Annotated in this window: 17 protein-coding genes; 5 read left to right on the top strand and 12 right to left on the bottom strand. The window is 64.4% G+C overall.

Features of this window, described 5'->3' with window-relative positions:
- Positions 1 to 11 precede the first annotated feature (11 nt).
- From EPO50_RS27330 to EPO50_RS27290, 9 genes are all read right to left on the bottom strand, one after another.
- The gene (locus tag EPO50_RS27330; protein WP_296349503.1) at positions 12 to 434 is read right to left on the bottom strand and encodes a GFA family protein; all 423 of its coding nucleotides are present in this window, start codon (positions 432 to 434) and stop codon (positions 12 to 14) included.
- A gap of 133 nt (positions 435 to 567) precedes the next feature.
- Positions 568 to 1,680 carry an FAD-binding oxidoreductase gene (locus EPO50_RS27325; RefSeq protein ID WP_296349501.1) on the bottom strand — a complete coding sequence of 371 codons (1,113 nt, stop codon included), beginning with the start codon at positions 1,678 to 1,680 and terminating at the stop codon, positions 568 to 570.
- Position 1,681: 1 nt separating this feature from the next.
- On the bottom strand, positions 1,682 to 3,091 hold the full coding sequence (locus EPO50_RS27320; protein ID WP_296349499.1) for an NAD(P)/FAD-dependent oxidoreductase: 1,410 nt from the start codon (positions 3,089 to 3,091) through the stop codon (positions 1,682 to 1,684).
- Positions 3,088 to 3,381, bottom strand: coding sequence for a (2Fe-2S)-binding protein (locus EPO50_RS27315; protein ID WP_296349497.1), 294 nt, complete (start codon positions 3,379 to 3,381; stop codon positions 3,088 to 3,090). The genes EPO50_RS27320 and EPO50_RS27315 overlap by 4 nt, the downstream gene beginning before the upstream one ends.
- Complete coding sequence (locus EPO50_RS27310) at positions 3,362 to 4,498, bottom strand: FAD-binding oxidoreductase (RefSeq protein WP_296349495.1); 1,137 nt, start codon at positions 4,496 to 4,498, stop codon at positions 3,362 to 3,364. The genes EPO50_RS27315 and EPO50_RS27310 overlap by 20 nt, the downstream gene beginning before the upstream one ends.
- Positions 4,488 to 5,297, bottom strand: coding sequence for an ABC transporter permease (locus tag EPO50_RS27305; protein WP_296349493.1), 810 nt, complete (start codon positions 5,295 to 5,297; stop codon positions 4,488 to 4,490). Before EPO50_RS27305 ends, EPO50_RS27310 begins: the two co-directional genes overlap by 11 nt.
- Positions 5,294 to 6,145 carry an ABC transporter permease gene (locus tag EPO50_RS27300; protein ID WP_296349491.1) on the bottom strand — a complete coding sequence of 284 codons (852 nt, stop codon included), beginning with the start codon at positions 6,143 to 6,145 and terminating at the stop codon, positions 5,294 to 5,296. Before EPO50_RS27300 ends, EPO50_RS27305 begins: the two co-directional genes overlap by 4 nt.
- Positions 6,142 to 7,062 carry an ABC transporter ATP-binding protein gene (locus tag EPO50_RS27295; protein WP_296349489.1) on the bottom strand — a complete coding sequence of 307 codons (921 nt, stop codon included), beginning with the start codon at positions 7,060 to 7,062 and terminating at the stop codon, positions 6,142 to 6,144. The genes EPO50_RS27300 and EPO50_RS27295 overlap by 4 nt, the downstream gene beginning before the upstream one ends.
- Before the next feature lie 3 nt (positions 7,063 to 7,065).
- On the bottom strand, positions 7,066 to 8,103 hold the full coding sequence (locus EPO50_RS27290) for an ABC transporter substrate-binding protein (RefSeq protein WP_296349488.1): 1,038 nt from the start codon (positions 8,101 to 8,103) through the stop codon (positions 7,066 to 7,068).
- Positions 8,104 to 8,212: 109 nt separating this feature from the next.
- Between EPO50_RS27290 and EPO50_RS27285 the strand changes: the two genes are divergently transcribed.
- Positions 8,213 to 9,136 (top strand): LysR substrate-binding domain-containing protein, encoded by a 924-nt coding sequence (locus EPO50_RS27285; protein ID WP_296349486.1) that lies wholly within the window; start codon positions 8,213 to 8,215, stop codon positions 9,134 to 9,136.
- On the opposite strand, the gene EPO50_RS27280 is transcribed toward EPO50_RS27285, so the two are convergent.
- Both EPO50_RS27280 and EPO50_RS27275 read right to left on the bottom strand, forming a co-directional pair.
- Complete coding sequence (locus EPO50_RS27280; protein WP_296349484.1) at positions 9,131 to 10,042, bottom strand: SAM-dependent methyltransferase; 912 nt, start codon at positions 10,040 to 10,042, stop codon at positions 9,131 to 9,133. The genes EPO50_RS27285 and EPO50_RS27280 overlap by 6 nt on opposite strands.
- Positions 10,039 to 11,400, bottom strand: a complete 1,362-nt coding sequence (locus EPO50_RS27275; RefSeq protein ID WP_296349481.1) for a tetratricopeptide repeat protein — start codon at positions 11,398 to 11,400, stop codon at positions 10,039 to 10,041. The genes EPO50_RS27280 and EPO50_RS27275 overlap by 4 nt, the downstream gene beginning before the upstream one ends.
- A gap of 82 nt (positions 11,401 to 11,482) precedes the next feature.
- Here EPO50_RS27275 and EPO50_RS27270 point away from each other — a divergent pair, with 82 nt between their 5' ends.
- From EPO50_RS27270 to EPO50_RS27255, 4 genes are all read left to right on the top strand, one after another.
- Complete coding sequence (locus EPO50_RS27270) at positions 11,483 to 12,076, top strand: hypothetical protein (RefSeq protein ID WP_296349480.1); 594 nt, start codon at positions 11,483 to 11,485, stop codon at positions 12,074 to 12,076.
- A gap of 109 nt (positions 12,077 to 12,185) precedes the next feature.
- Entirely contained in the window at positions 12,186 to 14,528 is a 2,343-nt protein-coding gene (locus EPO50_RS27265) for a xanthine dehydrogenase family protein molybdopterin-binding subunit (protein WP_296349478.1), read from the top strand.
- A 4-nt stretch (positions 14,529 to 14,532) separates the two neighbouring features.
- Positions 14,533 to 14,790, top strand: coding sequence for a hypothetical protein (locus tag EPO50_RS27260; protein ID WP_296349477.1), 258 nt, complete (start codon positions 14,533 to 14,535; stop codon positions 14,788 to 14,790).
- 12 nt (positions 14,791 to 14,802) lie between these two features.
- Positions 14,803 to 15,780, top strand: coding sequence for an MBL fold metallo-hydrolase (locus EPO50_RS27255; RefSeq protein ID WP_296349475.1), 978 nt, complete (start codon positions 14,803 to 14,805; stop codon positions 15,778 to 15,780).
- On the opposite strand, the gene EPO50_RS27250 is transcribed toward EPO50_RS27255, so the two are convergent.
- Complete coding sequence (locus EPO50_RS27250; protein WP_296349473.1) at positions 15,777 to 16,115, bottom strand: hypothetical protein; 339 nt, start codon at positions 16,113 to 16,115, stop codon at positions 15,777 to 15,779. The genes EPO50_RS27255 and EPO50_RS27250 overlap by 4 nt on opposite strands.
- Positions 16,116 to 16,257 lie beyond the last annotated feature (142 nt).

The following is a 16,257-nucleotide window of genomic DNA, read 5'->3' as shown; positions in this document are numbered from 1 at the left end:
AGGCAGCGCGCCTACTCAGCGACCATCTCGCCCGAGCCGCCAAACTCGGCAGGGAAGTCCTTGAGCTTGGGAAGGCCATCCTTCATTCGCAGCACCGTCTCAGCGTAATTGACGTGCACTGCCGGGGCAAAAGCGAGGGTCGGAATTGTCGCCGCGAAGACATCGACGAGCCCAAGCGGCGGATGGTTGGCCATCAGGTGGCCACCGCACTTCGTGCAGTACTTGCGTTCGCTGAGCGGGGTCTTGGTAAAGGTCGCGATATGCTCGGCACCTGACACGACACGCACGGCGTCAGGCTTCCAGAGGCTAAAGGCATTCACCGGGCCGCCCGACCAGGATCGGCAGGACTGGCAATGGCAATAACCCATTGCTTCCGGTGCGCCCGTGACCTCGAGTCCGACCGCACCACAGAAGCAGCTACCTTGGTACTTCATGATCGCCTCCTCCTTCGGTTGCAGGATGTCGACGCCGATCTTCCGCGACGATCATCCTGAACTGCGATGGACCTTCCGTCACCCGGCTTCGGCTTCAGCTCTCGTGAACAACCGCCAGACGATCAGTTGCGAACTACGGCCTGAAGCGTTCGATCCCTAGCCCGTCGATCGGCGTGTTGGTCGATCCCGTCGCCACCAGTTCGGCCATGACCGCGCCAGTGGCCGGTCCGAGCTGGAAGCCGTGGGTCGAAAAGCCAAATTGGTGAAAGATACCTTCCGACGTCGAGCTGCGGCCGACGACAGGCACGCCGTCCGGCATATAGGCCTCGATACCGGCCCAGGCACGCACGATCGTGGCTTCGTGCATCGCCGGAAACAGCTCCCACACCGTGCGGGCGCTGAGGGCGAGCTTATTCCAGTCGATCACCGTCTCGTTGCGATCGCGATAGGGTGTCGCGAGATGGCCACCACCGATCACCACGGTGCCGTTCTCGCGTTGCTTGAAGGAGAGCTTGCGCCCGCGCAGAATCACCACGGGCTCGATGAAGGGCGCGAGCGCGCTGGTCACCATCAGCATTGGCGCCACCACGGTGAGCGGCACCGGCTCGCCCAACATGGCCGCGATCCGGTCGGCCCAAGCGCCTGCTGCATTCACGACCTTGGGCGCCTCGAATGCACCGTCGCTGGTCTCGACCCGCCAGTTGCTGCCCACGCGAGTGAGCCCTGTGACCGTCACGCCCTCAATGATCTCGGCCCCCTCTTCGACCGCGCGGCGACGAAAGGCCTGCGTCGTGCGGAAGGGATCAGCTGCGCCATCCCGGCGCGAAACCACGCCGCCCGGGCAATAGTCGGAGACGGCCGGCACCAGCCGTTTCAGCTCGGCCCGGTCGATCAGCTCCTCGTGCGTAAGGCCTCGCAGGTGAAGATCGTCGACGCGTTCGCGGAACCCCGCCAGTTCCTCGTCGCTTTCCGCGATCAGCACTGTGCCATGACTTGAAAAGCCGCAATCGTCACCGACCAGCTCCTCGATCCGCTCCCACAACTCCATCGAGGCGATCGATAGCGGAATCTCCAACAGATCGCGCGCGAGCTGGCGCACGCCGCCGGCATTCACGCCCGAAGCATGACGGCCGGCATAGTCCTTCTCGATCAGGATGGGCTTGAGCCCGCGTAACGCTAAGTGCAGCGCCGTCGAACAGCCATGGATGCCGCCGCCGATGATGACGACGTCGGCCGTGCGGGCCATCTCAGCGCTCCACCGCCTTGCGCTCGGCTTCGCTGATCGGCAGCGAAGCGAGTTCGGCCAGGGTGATCGGCTTCACCGGCGGGCGCAGCCGGTAGTAGCCGACCTCGGCAGGCGTCATCTTCCGCTCGGCGGCGATCAGCTCGGTGACGGTGAGGCCACACAACCGGCCCTGGCAGGGCCCCATGCCACAGCGCAGGAAGGCCTTCATCTGGTTCGGCCCTTCGCAGCCGATGCGCGCCATGTCGCGCACCTGCTTGGCTGTTACCTCCTCGCAACGACATGCGAGTGTCTCTCCCTCGGGCTGACGGAAGGATTCGGCAGGGCGGTTCAGCCAATCGAGGAACGCGCGTCCCATTTCCTCGCGTTGCAGCTTCTGACGGATTGCCTGGGTGTCGGGTAGCGTCGCTTCCGGGCGCAGCGCGCGGACCGCAGCGATGGCAGCAATACGGCCACGCTCGGCTGCCGCCGTACCACCTGCGATGCCCGCACCGTCGCCGGTCACAGCGATACCTGGAACGGAGCTGCCGAAATCGGCATCGAGCACTGGCACGAAGCAGAGCTGCCGGTCATTCCAGACATGTTCAACACCAGCCGCATTGGCGAGGTTGACGTTGGGGACGACACCCTGGTGCAGCAGCAACAGATCGGCCGGCAACCGCCGCTCGCGACCGCCGCTCGCAAAGACGACTTCGCTGAGCTTCTCCTTGCCTACCGCCCCGACCCGGTCGATGCGATGCACCGGCACCTTCGCTTTCACTTCACGCAGCAGAGCCAGGCCTTTGGCGAAGTAGGGCGACAAAGCGAAGTCGGGCAAATGGACCAGAGCCTGCAGCCAGTTGCGCCACGGGGTGGTGTCGAGGATGGCATCGATCCGTCCGCCCGCGCGCAAGGTTTGCGCTGCGAGCAGCCAGAGCAACGGGCCAGTGCCTGCCATGACCGTGCGGCCGCTCGGCACCAGTCCCTGCGCCTTGAGAGCGGTCTGCGCGCCGCCTGCGGTCATCACGCCCGGCAAGGTCCAGCCGGGAATGGGAAACGGGCGCTCCTGCGAACCAGTGGCGATGATCACGTGCTTCGCCTCGATCATCCGCGCTTTGCCGGCGATGGAAACGCCCACGATCTTCTGCGGATCGAGGCTCCAGACCGTGGCGCCGTTCACGATCAGAGCACCGCTGGCCTTGGCTTCAGACGCCAACTCAGCGCCCGCCCAATAATCCTCGCCCAGGACCGCACGATCGGCGACGGGTGTCGTCGTGATGGCGCGATAGATCTGGCCGCCGACGCCAGGATTCTCGTCGAACAGCACGGTCGAGACGCCCGCGCGGGCCGCGAGCGAGGCCGCGGCGAGGCCTGCGGGCCCGCCGCCGATCACGACGAGGTCGTAAGACGGCGCAAGATCGGAAGCAGCGGTCATCGGCCGGCCTCCCGCTTGCCGATCTGGGTTTCGACCTTCATGCCGTCGTGCACGGGAATCAGGCAGCCCTGGCGGCTGCCGACGCCATCGACCGTGACCAGGCACTCGAAGCACACACCCATCAGGCAATAGGGTGCACGCGGCGCCCCGGTGACCGGCGTCGTGCGGCAATGGTCGATGCCGGCGGCCAGCAGCGCGGCCGCAACCGTGTCCCCTGCCCGTGCCGCGACAGGCTTGCCGTCGACCACAATCGCGACGGCAGTGCCAGTGTCAGCCAGCCTCTTGAACATGGAACCTCCGGACACTGAAGGGAGCGACGAGCGACTTGTCGAGCGCGCCACGGGCAATCATCGGCGCGATGCTGAGCGCATGGTTGGCAGCAAGCGTCACGCCGGAATGGCAGCAGACGGTGAAGGCGCCGGGGTGCGTCTCGGACTCGTCGTAGATCGGGAAGCCGTCCTGGGTCATGACGCGAATAGCGCTCCAGGTGCGGACCACGTTCACATTGGCAAGCAGCGGGAACTGGCGCACGGCGCGTTCGGCCTCGGTCGCGCTGACGCCGATCGTGAGACCGGCCGGATCGACGCTCTCTTCCTTGGAGTCGCCGATCATCACCGTGCCCTCGTCGGTCTGGCGCAGGGTAACGACAGGATAGCTTAGAAAAGGCCGCAGCCGCTCGGTGACGACGATCTGGCCGCGCTCCGGCCGCATCGGCGCTTCCAGTCCGACCATGGGCGCCAACCGCATGTTGGCATTGCCGGCGGCCAGCGCCACCTTGCCCGCCCGGATCTCGCCATGCGCCGTCGTGAGACGGAACTCCCCGCCTTCCTTGGCGATGCTCTCCACCCGATGACTCGGCAGGTAGGTCACGCCGCGCGCATTGATGGCCGTATGCAAGGTACGGAACAGGCGCAGCGAATTCACATGACCGTCGAGCGGGCAGTAGCTGCCGCCGACCACTTCGGGACCGATGTCCGGCAGCATCCTGGCCACCTGCGAATGGTCCATGATCTCGGTCTTGTAGTCGACGATGCCCGGCTGGTTGTGCAGCCGCTTCAGGATATTGGCGCGTGCCTCCAGTTCCTTCTCCGACAAGGCCAAATGGAAGCCGCCCGGCCGCTGGAAGCAGACGTCGAGACCGGTCTCCTGCTTCAGGAGATCGGAGAAGCCGCCCCAGGCGTTGGACGAGCGGATGGTCCAGCCGGCATAGGGTGCGAGCCCCAGCCCTTTGCTCTGCACCCAGACCAACGCGAAGTTGCCGCGGCTTGCCCGCACCGCGCGGTCGCCTTCGTCGAGTACGACGACCCGGCATCCCTCGCGTGCGAGGCCCCAGGCAGTGGCAACGCCGACCAGGCCGCCACCGACGACGGCGACATCGTAGTCAGCGGCTCCTACGTTAGCGGCCATGCGTGGCTCCCCGCCCGACCAGCAGGCGTTCCAGCCCGTAGGCACGATCCAGCAGAATCAGCGCGACGACGGTGATGGCGATCACGCAGGCCGACACCGACGTAACCAGCGGATCGATATTATCTTGAATGTAGAGGAACATGCGTACAGGCAAAGTTTCGGTTCCGGGAGCGGCGATGAACACCGTCATCGTCACTTCGTCAAACGAATTGATGAAGGCGAGCGCCCAGCCACTGGCGAGACCCGGCAGGACCAGGGGCAAGGTAATGCGCTTCAGCACCACCCACTCCGTGGCGCCAAGCGACACTGCCGCGTGTTCGATGGCGCGGTCCAGTCCGATCGCCGACGCGAGAGTGAGGCGCAAGGCAAAGGGCAGGACGATCACAATGTGCGACAGGACGAGGCCCGTGAAGGTGCCGCCCAGTCCGATCTCAGTAAAGAAGCGCAGAAAGGCGATGCCCAGTACGACATGCGGGATCATCAGCGGCGACATGAAGAGCGCCGTCATTGCCTCGCGACCGGGAAAACGATAGCGGGCAATGGCGAGAGCGGCCGGCACCGACACGGTCACGGCAATGGCCGAGGAGAGAGCCCCCAGCCAGATGCTACGCCAAAAGGCGGAGATGAACTCAGGATAACGGCCGATGGCGTAGAACCAGCGCAGCGACCAGCGATCGGTCGGGAACGACAGATAGCCTTCCGGCGTGAACGCCACGATGCAGACGACCAGAATGGGCGCCAGCATGAAGGCGACGAACAGCGTGTGGTAGGCGAGCGCCAGAGGACCGTTCCGGCTCATGCGAACACCTGCGCATAGCGCCGCTCGACCAGCCGGTTGGCGCCCCACACGATGGCGACCAGTGCGAACAACAGCAGCACAGCCACCGCCGCGCCAAGCGGCCAGTTGAGTGTGTTCAGGAACTCATCGTAGGCCAGCGTCGACGCGACCTTGAGCCGGCGGCCACCGATGATGGCGGGCGTGGCGAAGGCACTGGCGGCCAGGGCAAAGACAATCACGGCGCCGGAGAGGATGCCGGGCATGACCTGCGGCAGCACGATGCGGCGCAGTACCGTGATGGGACCCGCACCCAGAGCAATAGCCGCGTTCTCGACCTGCGGATCGAGCCGTTGCAGAGACGCCCAGACTGCCAGCACCATGTAGGGCATCAGCACATGCGTCAGCGCCACGATGACGCCCGTCTCGGTGAACATGAACGGCAGTGGCGCGTCGACGAGACCCAGGTTCATCAGCGCCTTGTTCACCAACCCGCTGCTGCCGCCAAACAACAAGGCCCAACCCAAGGTGCGCGCGACGACGGAGATCAACAGCGGCCCCAGGATCACCAGCAGGAAAAGGCCGCGCCACGGGCTCTTCATGCGGTTCAGGATGTAAGCCTCAGGGGCGCCGAACAGCGCCGCCAGGAAGGTGACGCAGAAGGCGATGCGGAAGGTCCGCCAGAACATTTCATGGAAGTACGAATCGCCCAGCACTTCCCGCCAGTTCTTCAGGATGAAGACCGGCTCGATTCCCTTGTACTGGCCCCAGTCGTGGAACGAGAGCAGGACGGTCATAGCGAGCGGCACGACCACGACGCCGGCAAACAGAACCAGCGCCGGCAGGCTCATCAGGTAGGGCGCCGCCCTCATGATCCCCACGCCAGATGCACGGCGGCACCTTCGCCTGGCATAGTCTCGCCCGTGTTCTGCCGGATGACCGTCACCAGTCCCGAGGCCGTGTCGACCTGATAGAGCCAGTGGTTGCCCTGGAAGATCCGCATACGCACCGTGCCGGCAAGCCCGGCGGGCGCAAAGGAGATACGCTCCGGCCGCACGGAAGCACCGTTCACCAGATTGGTCTTGCCGAGGAAATTGGCGACGAAAGCGGTAGCCGGTTTCTCATAGGCCTCGTGCGGCGGTCCGATCTGCTCGGCCTTGCCCTGGTTCATCACCACGATCCGATCCGACAGCGCCATCGCCTCGGCCTGGTCGTGCGTCACCAGGATGGTCGTGGTGCCGACCGTGCGCTGGATCTGGCGCAGCTCGATCTGCATGCCTTCGCGCAGCTTGGCGTCGAGATTGGACAGCGGCTCATCGAGCAGCAGGATCTGCGGCCGGATCACCAGCGCCCGGGCAAGCGCCACGCGCTGCTGCTGGCCGCCCGAAAGTTGCCGCGGAAAGCGCGCGGTGAAGGCGCCAAGGCCGACCAGTTCCAGCGTCTCCGCGACCCGCGTCGTGCGCTCCGCGGCGGCGACGCCTTGCATCTCGAGCCCGAAGGCCACGTTCTCCGTTACCGTCATGTGCGGGAAGAGCGCGTAGCTCTGAAACACGATGCCGAGGCCGCGCTTGGCCGGCTTCATCGCGAGCAGGTCCTTGCCGCCCAGCCGGATTGCGCCGGACGTCGGCTCGACGAAGCCCGCAATCATCTGCAAGGTCGTTGTCTTGCCACAGCCTGAAGGCCCGAGAAGGGAAACGAACTCCCCCTTCTCGACTCCCAGCGTCAGGCCGTCGACCGCCTTGTGCGTGCCGAAGGCCTTGCTGAGGTTCTCGAGTTCGAGAAAGGCCAAGCGCTAGCGCTCCACCTCGCGGTTCCACCGCTTAGTCCAGTCGTCGCGCTGCGCGTTGATGGCGTCCCAATCGGGCGCGATGATCAGCTTTGCGCGGTCGCCGACCGGCGCCATCTTGAGCTCCGACATATTGACGTCGACCTTGGTGTTCACCGGGCCGTTGCCCATTTCCTTGGCCATGCCGGTCTGCACCGGAGCAGAGACCAGCGTCTTGATCATCTCGTGCGCCAGCGGGTTGACCGACGGCTTGGTCACCACGCAGGCCGAGGCGAGCAGGATCGGCGCGCCCTCCTTGGGATAGATGAAGTCGACCGGGAAGCCGGTGTTGGCGAAGGCCTGGACACGACCGGTGCCCCAGACGGCGATGTTGGCCTGCCCCGACTGGAAAAGCTCCGTCATCTTGCCCGGTGAAGGTTCGTAGACCAGGACGTTGGGATTGATGTCGGCCTTCATCACCTTGAAGCCCGGCTCGATGCTCTTCTCGCCGCCGCCGTTCATGCGCGCGAACATCATGAGCGTGTAGAGCCCATAGGTGTTGTTGATCGGCGGGATCACAAGCTGCTTCTTGAATTTCGGATCCTTGAGGTCGTTCCAGGAGGTCGGTATCGCCCAACCCTTGTCCTTGAAGACCTTGGTGTTGATCATGAAGCCGGTACCGGTCTGGCCGACGGCGACGGCCTTATCGTCCTTGAACAGCGCCGCGGGATAGAGCTCCGCCTTGTCCAGGCCCTGAATGGGCGAACAGAAGCCGAGCTGGATCGCCTGATACATGACGCCATCGTCCATGATGGCGACGTCGATTACCTGGTTGCTCTTCTGGGCCTGAAGCTTGGCCAGCGTATCCGTCGAGTTGCCGGCGACGTACTCGACCTTCACGCCGTGCTTCTTCTCGAACTCCGGAAACACTTCCTTGCGGAGATGCGAATCCCAGACGCCACCATAAGCCGCGACGGTCAGGGTCTTCTGCTGAGCCAGCGCCGGTACGGCGCTGAAAAGTACAGTCGCTCCCAGGATCGCGCCAATGCACGTCAAACGTTGCATTTTCCCCTCCTTGTTCGTGATGCCCCTATGACAATGTTCGGCGCGTGGGTATTGCGGCGTCAAATCCGATTTCTCCGGCGCTTACATAACAAAATGTTATATTGAGCCAATGCGCGGCCTGAACCCACGCCAGATCGAAGCTTTTCGCGCCCTGATGCTGACTGGCGGCGTCGGCGCCGCCGCCAACCTGCTCAACGTCAGCCAGCCGGCCGTCAGCCGCATGATTCGCGACTTTCAGCATCATGTCGGCCTCGCTTTGTTCGAGCGCCGCGGCACCCGGCTGGTACCGACGAGCGAGGCGCTGTCGCTCTATGCCGAAGTGGAGCGCTCCTTCGTCGGTCTGGAACGCATCGCCAAGACAGCGACTGAGATCAGGACGCGGCGCACCGGCTTCCTGCGCATCGCGGCGATGCCGGCGCTCGCCAACGGCTTCCTGCCGCGGTTTGCCGGAAAGTTCGCTGCCGAGCATCCCAAGCTCGATCTCGTGCTGTCCGGTCTGGTGTCACACGCTGTCTTGACGGCTGTCGTCCAGGGCCAGTGCGACCTCGGCTTTGCCGAGACGTCGTTCGAGCACACGGCCGTGAGAGTCGAACGAATGCCGAAGGCGCCCTATGTCGCGGTGTTGCCGCAGGGGCATCGTCTTGCCAACAAGGCGCGGCTTCGGCCCAAGGACTTCGAGGGCGAGAGCTTCGTGTCCCTTGGCCATTCCGGCATATCGCGTTTCCGTATCGATCGCCTCTTCGCCGAGCATGACGTGAATCGTGTGCTGCGAATCGAGACGCCACTGTCGGAAATTGCCTGCGCATTCGTTGCATCGGGCGCCGGTGTCGCGCTCTGTGAGCCGTTTACGGCGCACGAATACTCGACGCGCGGAATCGTGGTCCGTCCCTTCGAGCCACGCCTCGACTTCGAGTTCACCGTCCTCTACGCGGAAGCCGAGCGTACATCGCAGCCGGCGCGCGAGTTCATCGACAGCTTCCGCGCGCACGTCGTCGAATTCCTGCGCCGCCAAACCTGGCGCTCGCGGTCATGACGCTGAGGTCAGGATAAACGTCAGCTCGTGCTTGTTGTTGTGCAGATGCAGGACCTTGGCGCCCGGCAGCGCAGCAAAGGTCTCTGCTGTCTCGTGATCGGTCTCGCCCTGGAATTTGATGGTGCAGACGAAGTTCTTCACCTGCCCAGTTGCCCGCCAGCGTTCGACCAGCCGCAGCAACCGCGCCGGATAGCAGATGACATCGGAGAACAGCCAGTCGACCGGACCGATGCTGGCCGGCTCCAGGGCGAAGGCGCTCTCGCCCCGCCACTCGACGCGGGGCATCGCGGCAACACGTGGATCGAGTGGTGCCTTGTCGATCGCCACCACCTCAGCACCGAGTTTGGCCAACACCCAGGTCCAGCCACCGGGTGAAGCGCCGAGATCGAGACAGCGTTCGCCGGCTTGTGGCCAGCGACGCAACCGCACCAACGCTTCCCATAGTTTCAGGTAGGCCCGGCTGGGCGGCCCGACTTTGTCCTCGACTAAGTCGACCTCACCATTGGCGAACGGCGAGCTGCAACGGGCGGCGGCGAGCATCCGGTCGGGCGCCAGCAACGTCCAGCTGCCGAGCGGAGCAGTCGGCGCGACAGCCGGAAAGATCACCGGCTTGGCCGAAACATGCGGCAGACGCTCCTGGATCAGGGCGGCACGACGATGGTGCAGTGGCGCATACATAGCCCAATTGCGCTGGATATCGCGCAACGACTTGGCGGCAGTGCCGATCGACGCCACGGGCAGCTCGACACAATCGTGCCAAATGTTGGCCGCCCAGGCCGCAGGAACGGCCGGCCCTTCGGTGACCAGAAGCCGACCGTGCTCACGGACAATCGCGACGTCACGCCGGGCGAGTTCTTCGCGCAGCTGCGTGTCGAAACCGTCGGCAGCGAGATAAGCAGTCGTCACGCTGGAACCACGGCCGCAGCTCGAGCTCGTTGGAACACCGCTTCGGTGAACACACTGTGCGGCTTGGCGGCTTTGCGCTCCGCCGTCACGGCACGGGCGAGCGGCTCGTCGTCGGCGCGGAAGGCCGCCTCGATCAGAGTAAGATCGAGCACATCCCGTTGGGCATGGCTGCCGCCGAAGCGATGAGCAATGGGAATCACCGGCAGCAGCAGTGCCGCGCAACCCGTATAGTCGCCATCGCCGAACGCCAGGAAGGCGCGCGCTACCGGCAATGCGACTTGGCTACTGAAGATGGCGTTGGAATTGTCGCCAGCCGCCGCTTCCTCGAGAGCCGCGATCACTTCCACGGCCTTGGACCGCCGACCGGCGCCGACATAGGCCATCACGGCATGCGCATCGTTGAAAGCATAAAGGCTGCGGCCTTCGACCTGGGTCCAGAGATCGGCCAGGACATCCCAGCGGTCACCGAGATCGACGCCACGCAGCATGAGACGCCACAGCAACGCCCCCGCGTCTCCCAAGGTCATGGAGAAAGGCGGTTTGGTGCCGAAGATGGGACCATCATAGAGCGTCAGCACTTCGTCGATTTCGCCGAGGTCGAGATGGTAGAGCGCAGTGTGCCACCAGTTGTGGATGGCAAGCAGGCTGTCCCTGCTCCACAGCTCGGGATCATCGCGCATCCAGGCGAGCCCTTCCTTTAGGCGACCCTGCATCTCCATGACATGCGCCACCGCATGCTGAGCCCAGCTATCGCCGGGATGCAGAGCAGCGGCGCGACGACCTTGGCGCTCCGCCTCGACGTAGTCGCCGCATTCCTCCAGCCCGAAAGCGTGCATCGCCGGCAACAGGTGGTAGCCCGGTCGATCTTCGCTCCATTCGGGCAACGCACGTGCGATGCGATCGCGCATCATCCGGGCATCGCCCACGAAGAAATCGATATGGTGGCCAATCTGCAAAGCCAGCAGGTCGCGCGGATGATCGATCGAAAGCCGCTGCAGCGTTGCCGCAGCCGTATGGAAATCGCAGTTGGCGAGCTGGCCCATCGCTTCGAGATGCGCTCGTTCGCGTGGCGTCTTCGCCAAGGGAGCGGCGTTGGCATGGCTCTGCCGGGCATTGGCGAACCCTCGAGGCTCGGTGCCGATCAGGTTCATCCAGCCGCGTGTGATGTGCGCCATGGCGAAACCCGGCGCGGCAGTGATCGTCCTGTCGATTGCCTCGAGCGGATCGCCGAGATAGCAGCGCTGGAGTTCGAGCGCGTGCTCGAAGAGATCCCGTGCCTCTGCCGTGGCACCCGTCAGGGCGTGGCCTTCGCCATCATGCATCGTCATGGCGTGCATACCGCCGGGAAGATTGATCAAAATCAATCTCAATGTAACAGGGGCACAGTGGCGAATCCGCCAACACTCATGTTAGCGTCAGGCAACTATTGGAGGAGGTACCATGATCACCAAGCGCTTTCTGATTGCAGCAGCTTTCGCCGGCTCTCTAGCGGCGACAACTGTCGGAACGGCCTTTGCCCAGAGCCCGACCCAGCCGATCGTCGGCATCTCGACCGTGACCACCTATTCGGTTGACGCGACCATCACCGCCATCGATCCGGCCAAGCGCACGATAACCTTCACGGGTCCAACCGGCCGTTCCCTCACCCACAATGTGGTCGAGGGTGTGAAGATGGATACGACCAGGACCGGCGATGTGGTGTCGATCGGCTTCGAGGATAGGCTGACCTTCGTGCTGTCCGGCCCGAACGCGCGTCCGCCGCGCGATCGCGATGTCAATGTCACGGCAGCCGTCACCGGCAACAACCGTGCGGCAGGAGTCGTCGCCGATCAGGCCGTTGCCAACTGGTGGGTGACTGCGGTCGACCCTGCGGCCGGCAAAATATCGCTCGTCAATCCCAATGGCGGCGAAGTCCGCACTTACAATGTCACGACCAGCGAGGGTCGCGCCCAGCTTCCGCGCGTCAAGCCGGGTGACAATGTGACGGCGGTCAACACCCAGGTGCTTATCGTCGCGATCTCGCCAAAGAAGTAGGATGTTGCCAGGGGCGCACCGCTCTGCGGGTGCGTCCCTCCTCTCCTGCGAAGAGTCCTAGCCACGCTTCGTCGCACCTTGCTAACCTCCGGCCAACACGGAGGAATTCATGGCAAAGTTCGGCATCGGACAATCGGTTCGCCGGGTCGAGGATCCCCGGCTTCTGACCGGCGGCGGTCGGTACACCGACGACACCAAGCTTTCGGCCCCGGCCGCTCGCGCCTACGTGCTGCGCTCGCCGCACGCCCACGCCGACATCAAGAGCATCGACACGTCCGCCGCCCGCAAAGCCCCCGGCGTGCTTCTGGTCCTTACCGGTGAAGATGTGAAGAAGGCGGGCTACGGCGACCTGCCCTGCCTCGTGCCCGTAAGCAACCGCGACGGTACCCCGCGCGCCGATACCCCCCGCCCGATGCTGGCCCAGGGCCGCGTTCGCCATGTCGGCGACCCGGTGGCTCTGGTCGTCGCCGAAAACCTGGAACAGGCCAAGGACGCCTCCGAGCTGATCGAGGTCGACTACGAAGCCCGCCCTCACACGGTCGGCACCTATGAGTCCGCCCAGCCCGGCGCACCGCTGGTCCACGACCATATCAAGGGCAACCTGGTGTTCGACTGGGAGATGGGCGATCGCGCCAAGACGGAGACGGCCTTTGCCAAGGCTGACCGCGTCGTGAAGCTGCAGATCGTCAATAACCGGCTGGTCGTGAACTCGATGGAGCCGCGCGGCGCCATCTGCGAATACGACGCCCAGGACGACCGCTCCACCCTCTGGGTCTCCTCGCAGGGCGTCAGCGTCATCCGGCCCGTCGTCGCCGACATGATCCTGAAGATCGGCCAGCCCAAGCTGCGCGTGCGCACCGGCGACGTCGGTGGCGGCTTCGGCATGAAGATCTTCGTTCATCCCGAGTATCCCCTCGTCGTCTGGGCCAGCCGTGAGCTCAAGAGGACAGTGAAGTGGATTCCCGATCGCCAGGAGGCCTTCCTGTCCGACGTCCAGGGCCGCGACCATGTCTCGATCGCCGAGATGGCCCTCGACAAGGACTGCAAGTTCCTGGGCTTCCGCGTCACGACCTACGCCGCACTCGGTGCCTATCTCAGCCACTTCGGCGCCTTCATCCCGACGATGGCCGGGACCGGCATGCTGGCTGGCCTCTACCAGACGCCCACGATCTACGTGAACGTGAAGGGCGTGATGACCAACACGGTGCCGACCGATGCCTATCGTGGCGCCGGCCGTCCCGAAGCGGCGTATCTGCTGGAGCGGTTCGTCGACCATATCGCGCGCGAGACCGGCCTGACGCCGGACGAGCTGCGCAAGCGCAACCTCGTGAAGCCCAATCAGATCCCGTGGGACACGGCGTTGGGCGATACCTACGACTCCGGCGACTTCGACAATGTCATGCTGAAGGGCATGGAGAAGGCCGATTGGAAGGGCTTTTCCGCCCGCCGCGCTGCCTCCCTCGCCAAGGACAAGTGGCGTGGCATCGGCATGGCAACCTATGTGGAGAAGTGCTCGGGCGGCGCACCAGAAAGCGCCATCGCCAAGTTCAACGAAGACGACACGATCACCGTCTTCGTGGGCGTGCAGACCAATGGTCAGGGTCACGAGACGGCCTTCACGCAAATCATGTCGGCCCGGCTAGGCGTCGATGCCGATCGCATCCGCATCGTGCAAGGCGATTCGGACTTCACGCCGGAAGGCATGACTGGCGGCAGCCGCTCCATCCCGGTGGCGGGCGCGGCGGTCCTGGGGGTCAGCGACAAGATCATCGAAAAGGGCAAGCTGGTCGCGGCCTCGGCGATGGAAGCCGCTGTCGGCGATATCGAATACAAGGACGCGACCTTCCGCATCGTCGGCACCGACCGCACGATGAGCCTGTTCGACGTCGCCAAGGCCGCCAAGGATCCCAGGCATGTCCCGGCCGGCGAACAGCCCGGCCTCGATGGCGACTTCACCCGCACGCCGTCGGCAGCGACCTTCCCCAACGGTTGTCATGTCTGCGAGCTCGAGGTCGATCCCGATACCGGCACGCTACAGATCCTGAACTACTCGATCATGGACGATTTCGGCACGGCATTGAATCCGCTGCTGCTGCAAGGCCAGGTCCATGGCGGCGTCGGCCAGGGCGTCGGCCAGGCGCTGACGGAAAAGACCGTCTATGACAACGACTCCGGGCAGCTCATGAGCGGTTCGTTCATGGACTACGCCCTGCCGCGTGCCGACGTGGTGCCGCATGTGCACTTCGACATGCACAACAGCCTGTGCACGACCAATCCGCTGGGCGTAAAGGGCGCCGGCGAAGCTGGCGCCATTGGCGCACCTCCGGCCGTGATCAACGCCATCGTCGATGCGATCCACCCGCATACCGGCCTCAAGCATGTCGACATGCCGGTGACGGCGGCATCACTGTGGGCGGCAATCGAGGCAAATCGAACCAGGAAGGCGGCATAGGCCCATGGCCGAGCAGAAGAAAGACTTGGTGAATGCGCTGACGGATTCACTGAAAGCCATCGACGACGACTTCACCGAAGAGATGCGCGAGCTGCGCGCCCTCTTCGAGGAGGCCAAGCGCGAGGCCGAAAAGGACGAGCCCAATGGGCAGAAGCTCCGCGCCCTGCTGCACGACGCCAACGAGATGGTGCGCACCTTTACGATTCTCGATCCGGCATGGCAAGGGGTGCAGAGGGTCGCCCGCCTCTTCGGCATGCTCTAGCCGGCACCCAAGATGGATCTCGTCGAAGTCGATCGCGTCGAGATCCACATCCTGGTCGACAACGCGACCGATGGACTCTCCTCGACGCCACTCAATGTCGAGGGAGAGTTCGCCTTCACCAACCGCCGCGGTTTGCGCGCGTCATCCGACCGCTGCCTGTGCTGCGCGGTCCACGGCCTCTCCTGTCTCGTCACCGTCGAGCGTGGTTCGACACGGCATACGGTGCTGTTCGACAGCGGACCGGAGGAGTATGCCTTCGAGCGCAATACGACGCGACTTGGCGTCGATCTCGGCCGCATCGAAGGCATCGTGCTCTCGCACGGTCATTGGGATCATGCCGGCGCGATGAAACTCGCGCTCCAGGGTATTCGTGGACGCAATGGCGGTCGCACCGTTCCCTTCCATGTGCATCCCGGCATGTTCCGGCAGTGTGGCATGAAGCTCCCCGACGGCGGCGTGCGGCTGATGGACGATGTGCCGAGCATCGCCGAGCTCGAAGGGCTGGGAGCGGAGATCGTTTCGGCGACCGGGCCGCAGCGCCTGCTCGACGACATGTTCCATGTCAGCGGCGAGATCCCGCGCGTGACATCGTTCGAGCGTGGCCTGCCCGGCCAGGTAAGGCGTACGGACGACGGCACAGGCTGGGAGCCGGACGAACTCCTGATGGACGAACGTTGGCTCGCCGTGAACGTGAAGGGCAAGGGGCTAGTTGTGCTGAGCGCCTGCTCCCACGCCGGCATCGTGAATGTCCTCACCCATGCGCAGGCGAGCTTTCCCGACGGGAAGTTACATGCCGTGCTGGGCGGCCTGCACCTGTCAGGAACCAATGAGAAGATCATCCCGGAGACGGTCGCGGCAATGAAGCAATTTGGTTTGGCGCAGATTGGGGCCGGCCATTGCACCGGCTGGCGCGCCATGTCGGCGCTGGCCCAGGCCTTCGGCGACGACGTGCTGGCGCCCTCGGCCGTCGGCAAGCGGTACTGGTTCTAGCGCTGCTGCTTCTGCACGGCCCGCTTTAGCCGTGTCATCGTCTCGTCGTTGAGGAAGAAAGCGCGTTCGCTGCGATAGCTTTCGTAGCGTGCGATCTCGATAGCGCCCACAGCCGCCGCCAGCCGGTCAGCGTCGATCTTGCGTTCGAAAGCGCAATGGACGGCCGGTCCGCACTCGTCCTCCACGGTACGCACCGAGTAGTGACCATGGGGCGGGAACGTGACGATAAGATCGTGCAGGGTGCGTGCCATCTCGACGATCGGGCGGCCAGCATCGTCGGCTTGGCAAAGCACGAGATAGGGGCTGATTGCTTCGAGGGTGGCACTGTCAGTCATATCGGCAGGTCAACGGCAGAGCGCCGACGGAAGTTCCGCGCGCATTTGGGCGCACCTCATCCTGTAACTCTTTGCAACTCTTTCGATCGAGTGGCGTTAGGTCTCCCAGTGAAGGCGTTCTTCAGTCGCGGATGTACCGGCG

The sequence above is a fragment of the Reyranella sp. genome (genome assembly GCF_004297405.1).
Lineage (GTDB): Bacteria > Pseudomonadota > Alphaproteobacteria > Reyranellales > Reyranellaceae > Reyranella.
Note: the sequence above shows the minus strand (reverse complement) of the source record. Positions and strands in the feature narration are given on the sequence as shown.